Here is a 4,558-nt window from a genome sequence, read left to right on the forward strand (position 1 = left end):
TTTGAAGCCAGAAAGAAGCAGTAGGTCAGTTCTTGAGCGAATGACGGTTGCGGACAGATTTCCGGCGGTCTTTCAGGATGCGGGTCTGACGGCGGGCAAGGTATCCGCCAAAGCGTGTGGAGCGGTGTTTGTCCGCAAGTTCCGCTGCTTTGATCTCGCGTCGGTCGAGGATGACCTTGCGGATATGGGAGGCGAGCACCAGCAGGATCACTACGAACAGGATAAAGGCGATGGGGCGGTCGATGAAATCCAAGGGCTCTTTCACGCGCGCCATGCCAGCGCGGAGTTTGACCTCCATGATGCCACCCAGAACCATCCCAAGAATGATCGGCACGATGGGTAGAGACAGGCGTTTCAGGATATAACCCAGAATGCCAAAAGCCGCCGCGATCAGGCAATCGGTGGCGGAGTTGCGCAAGCTATAGACCCCGACGAAGCTGAGCGTGAGGATGCAGACGCCAAGAAAACGGTTGGGGATTTTGACGACTTGCACCAGCGGTTTTGTCGCGAACAGCAGAAAGATGAGCACCAGCACGTTCAGGATCAAAAGTGCGATGTAAAGCGCCACAACGAAGTCCATCTGGTTTTGGAACAGTGCCGGACCCGGCACCACGTTGTGCACATAAAAGACCGACAGCATCATCGCGGTCAGCGCCTCGCCCGGAATACCCAAGGCGAGCAAAGGCACCATGGCCGCCGCAGGCACCGCGTTGTTGGCGGTTTCGGCGGCGATCAGCCCCTCGGACGAGCCGTGACCGAAATCCTCGGGCCGTTTGGACGTGCGCTGCGCATAGGTGTAGGACATGAATTGTGCGGTGAATTCGCCCACACCCGGGATCATCCCCATCACCACGCCAAAGCCCGCAGACACGGATGCGATGCGCGGGTGCCGCGACAGCTCGCGCAGGCCTTGGAACATGCCGCCGCGCAGTTTGGTGAGGCGGGTCTTTTCGTCCTCCATCGTCAGAAGCAGGAAGGCCTGGCTCAACGCAAAGAGGCCCAGAACCACGACGATCAGGTCGATGCCACCCGACAGGAACGCCTGATCAAAGGTATAGCGTTGGGTGTATTTCACAGGCTCCAGCCCGATGGTCTGGATGAAGATGCCAAATCCCGCCAAGGCCCCCGCGATCAGAGTCTGGCCGCGATGGGCCACGACCACAAGGATCAGACCCAATAGGGCCGCCAAAAAGATCTCTCGCGATCCGAAGAGCGGCGCCACCTTTGCCAGCACCGGCGCAAACAGGATCAGGCAGATGACCGAGAAGATGCCGCCGAAAAACGACGCGGAATAGGCCAGCGACAGCGCGCGCCTAGGCTCCCCCCGCGCGGTCATCGGGTATCCGTCATAGGTGGTCAGCGCGTTCACCGCCGTGCCCGGAGTGTTGATCAGAATGGCCGGGATCGCGCCGCCATACATTGAACTGCCATAGATGCCCAAAAGCACCGTCAGCCCCACAATCGGGTCCATGCTGAAGGTCGCAGGCAGCAGGATCGCAATCGCCACCGCAGGCCCCACACCGGGGATCGCGCCGATCAGCACGCCGCCCACGGATCCCACAAGAAGCGCCAGGACCACGTCCCAGCGCGCAAGGATCATCAGGCTGTCACCGATCAGCTCCATCAGAGGTTCAGGATCGCAAAGCTGCGCAAAGCGCCGGGCAGGTATTCATAGATCATGCCACCCGGAATTTTGACCGACAGGAAGGATTTGAAGATGATCACAACGGCAAAGCTGAAGACCACGCAGATCGCCATCATCCGGCGCGAGCGGTACCCCATGCGCCACGCCAGCGCCGGGACAAAGATCAGCGTCGTGGGCAGATAGCCCAGCACCGGCACGACCAGCACATAGACCATGAACCAGCCCGCGTATTCGAACACCGTCAGCCAGCGCTTCAGTTCCACACGGTCAAAGCGCGAGATCCCGCGCCAGGGCATCTTCCACAGATGAAGGCCCACCATGGCCACCATCAGACCCAGCCCAACCGCAGGCCAGAACCGGGGCTGCGCCGCCAGTTTGGTTTTTGCAACCCAGGCCGTCTGATCCCCAATGAACAGCAACAAGAGCGCGGCAATGACGAAAAACCCCAGCGCAAAGGCAAATTGCCCCCGTCTGGGTCCGACAAATCGGCGTTCGCGCTCACTGCTCATGGCTGGCCCCGATGGGTGAAACGGGGGCCGCGCGGGCCCCCGCCCATTCGCTTATTCCAACAGCTCGCCGATGCGGGCCACGGTTTCGATATCCGCCGCCACACGCGCGGCAGAGGCTTCCGCGTCCTGCCAGTAGACCAGCGCGCCGGTCTCAGCCGCCACGGCCTGCGCGCGCTCGCTCATCACGGTTTTCGAGGCCACCGCGATTATCTTGTCCCGCACATCCTGCGGCGTGTCCTTGGTCACAAACAGACCGTTCCACAGCGCGATGTTCAGGCTTGGGTCCAGTTCGCCAATCGTCGGCGCATCCGGCACCAGCGAGATCCGCTCATCCGTGATGGCAACCAGAACCTTGACCGTATCAAGGCAGGGCAGGATCAGCTGCAGCGTGGTGTTGATCACATCCGCATCGCCCGAGGCCAGCGTGTTGCAATCCAGGGCGTCAAAAGCCGCGTCGCTGCCCCATTCAAAGCCCGCGTTAACCGCCATCGCCTTGGTCACCTGCGTGGGCGTCAGCGGATCGCCGAAATGGCCCAGCGCCACGTCGTTTTCCTTGGCGTAAGCGGCCAGTTCTTCGACGTTGGAATAAGGCGCGTCACCGGATGTGGCGATCACGAAGGGGTAGGTCAGGAAGATGCCAAGCGGATCAAACTTCTCAGGCGTCAGGTCGGGAATGCCGATCTGGTGACCCACGACCGGAACGCCGATCACAAACGACCCGATGGTGTAGCCATCCGCAGGTGCGTTCGCCACTTCGATCGCACCGGGGAACGGGCCGCCACCGCCGCCAGGTTTGTTCACCACAGCTGCCGGCACGCCATATTCGGCCTGAAAATCCTCTGCAATCATGCGGGTCAGCACGTCTTCCAAATCACCCGGAGGCCATGGCACGATAAAGTTCACAGGCTTTTCGGGATATTCGGCCAGCGCCGCGCCTGCGCCCAGGCTCATCGCCGCGGCCAGAACACCGCTGAGGATTTTGGTTGTCATCTTTCACTCTCCCAGTTGTATGTTGGTTCATTATTTGAACCATTGGTTCTAATTTAGATTGACAGGCGCACCCGCAATCCGTCAAGAAAAATGAAAGGCGGTCGCGGGTCGAAAATCAAACATTCTGTGCGATGCCCCGTGACCGGCACAGCGAAGGATCCATGGGAACTGTCTCCAAAGCCTTGTCATTGCTGAGTTATTTCAGCCGCCAGCGCCCTGAAATCGGGCTTAGCGATCTTGCCCGCATGTCGGGAATGAACAAGGCGACGGTCTACCGGCACATGTCGGAAATGGCCGCGCAGGGAATCGTTGAGCAAACCCAAACCGGCAAATCCTATCGTCTGGGGGCAGAGGTTTTGCGCCTCGCCGCCCTGCGCGAAGCGGCGGTTCCCCTGCTGGAAGTGGCCCGCGAACAGTTGAGACATCTCAGCGATGCCACGGGTGAGACGGCCCATTTCTCGATCATCCAGGGCACCAAGCTGAACGCGCTGGCACATCACTATTCCACCCGCCACGGGACCCGCGTGACCATGGAAGATGCCGAAGTGCTCAGCTTTCACGGCACCGCCTCGGGCCTCTCGATCCTGGCCTATGCCGACACCGCCTTCCGCGATCAGGTGCTGGCTGAGCCCCTGACCGCCCACACCCCGCATACCGAAACGGACCCCGCGCGCATCCGCGACCGGCTGAACGAGATCACACAGACCGGCTTCGCCCAATCCGTCGGCGGGTTCGAGGCGGATGTGCATTCCATCGCCACCCCCATCTTCGGCGCCGACGCCCGTCCCATCGGCGCGCTCGCCATCGCGGCCCCCGTGGCGCGCATGACACCCGACATGATCAGTCTGGCCCAAACCGAACTGGCCCTCGCGGCCCAGACCCTGACCCGCCGCATCGGGGGCTTCGCGCCCGCCGATGCCAGCCCGACACCCGAGGAGACGACAGCATGAAAGACATCAACTTTCTGAAAGAGAAAAACGCCCGCTCCCTCTGGCACCCCATGGCCCATCCCGCCGACAGCCTCGCCAATCCGCCCACCATCGTGACCGGCGCTTCGGGCGTTCGGATCACCGATGTGGATGGGCATGAAGTCGTGGACGGGGTCGGCGGCCTCTGGAATGTGAACCTCGGCTATTCCTGTCAGGCGATCAAAGACGCCATTTCCCAGCAACTCAACGCCCTGCCCTATTACTCGATCTTCCGCGGCACCTCGAACGATCAGGTCATCCAACTGGCCGAGGAATTGCGCGATTTTTTTGAGCCCGACGGGCTGACACGCGCCTTTTATACGTCAGGAGGCTCCGACAGCGTGGAAACCGCCCTGCGGCTGGCGCGCCAATACCACAAGATCCGAGGGGATGCGGCGCGCACCAAGTTCCTCTCGCTCAAAAAGGGCTATCACGGCACCCATTTC

The 4,558-nt window shown here is 61.2% G+C and carries 5 protein-coding genes; 2 read left to right on the forward strand and 3 right to left on the reverse strand.

All coding sequences use genetic code 11. The annotated features are described in order from the left end of the window. Window positions 1-25: 25 nt before the first annotated feature. The 3 genes from TR61_RS19055 to TR61_RS19065 are packed head-to-tail and all read right to left on the reverse strand — an operon-like array spanning window position 26 to window position 3,144. Window positions 26-1,624, reverse strand: coding sequence for a tripartite tricarboxylate transporter permease (locus tag TR61_RS19055; RefSeq protein WP_050932118.1), 1,599 nt, complete (start codon window positions 1,622-1,624; stop codon window positions 26-28). Further along, the gene (locus TR61_RS19060; protein WP_050932119.1) at window positions 1,624-2,154 is read right to left on the reverse strand and encodes a tripartite tricarboxylate transporter TctB family protein; all 531 of its coding nucleotides are present in this window, start codon (window positions 2,152-2,154) and stop codon (window positions 1,624-1,626) included. Before TR61_RS19060 ends, TR61_RS19055 begins: the two co-directional genes overlap by 1 nt. A 51-nt stretch (window positions 2,155-2,205) precedes the next feature. Then, the gene (locus TR61_RS19065) at window positions 2,206-3,144 is read right to left on the reverse strand and encodes a tripartite tricarboxylate transporter substrate-binding protein (protein ID WP_050932120.1); all 939 of its coding nucleotides are present in this window, start codon (window positions 3,142-3,144) and stop codon (window positions 2,206-2,208) included. A 161-nt stretch (window positions 3,145-3,305) separates the two neighbouring features. On the opposite strand from TR61_RS19065, the gene TR61_RS19070 reads away from it, so the two are divergent. Together TR61_RS19070 and TR61_RS19075 are read left to right on the forward strand one after the other, a co-directional pair. Continuing rightward, complete coding sequence (locus TR61_RS19070; protein ID WP_050932121.1) at window positions 3,306-4,094, forward strand: IclR family transcriptional regulator; 789 nt, start codon at window positions 3,306-3,308, stop codon at window positions 4,092-4,094. Further along, the coding region (locus TR61_RS19075) for an aminotransferase class III-fold pyridoxal phosphate-dependent enzyme (protein WP_157440991.1) at window positions 4,091-4,558 on the forward strand (468 nt) is incomplete at its 3' end. The genes TR61_RS19070 and TR61_RS19075, both read left to right, overlap by 4 nt.

This window comes from Aestuariivita boseongensis (assembly GCF_001262635.1).
Lineage (GTDB): Bacteria > Pseudomonadota > Alphaproteobacteria > Rhodobacterales > Rhodobacteraceae > Aestuariivita > Aestuariivita boseongensis.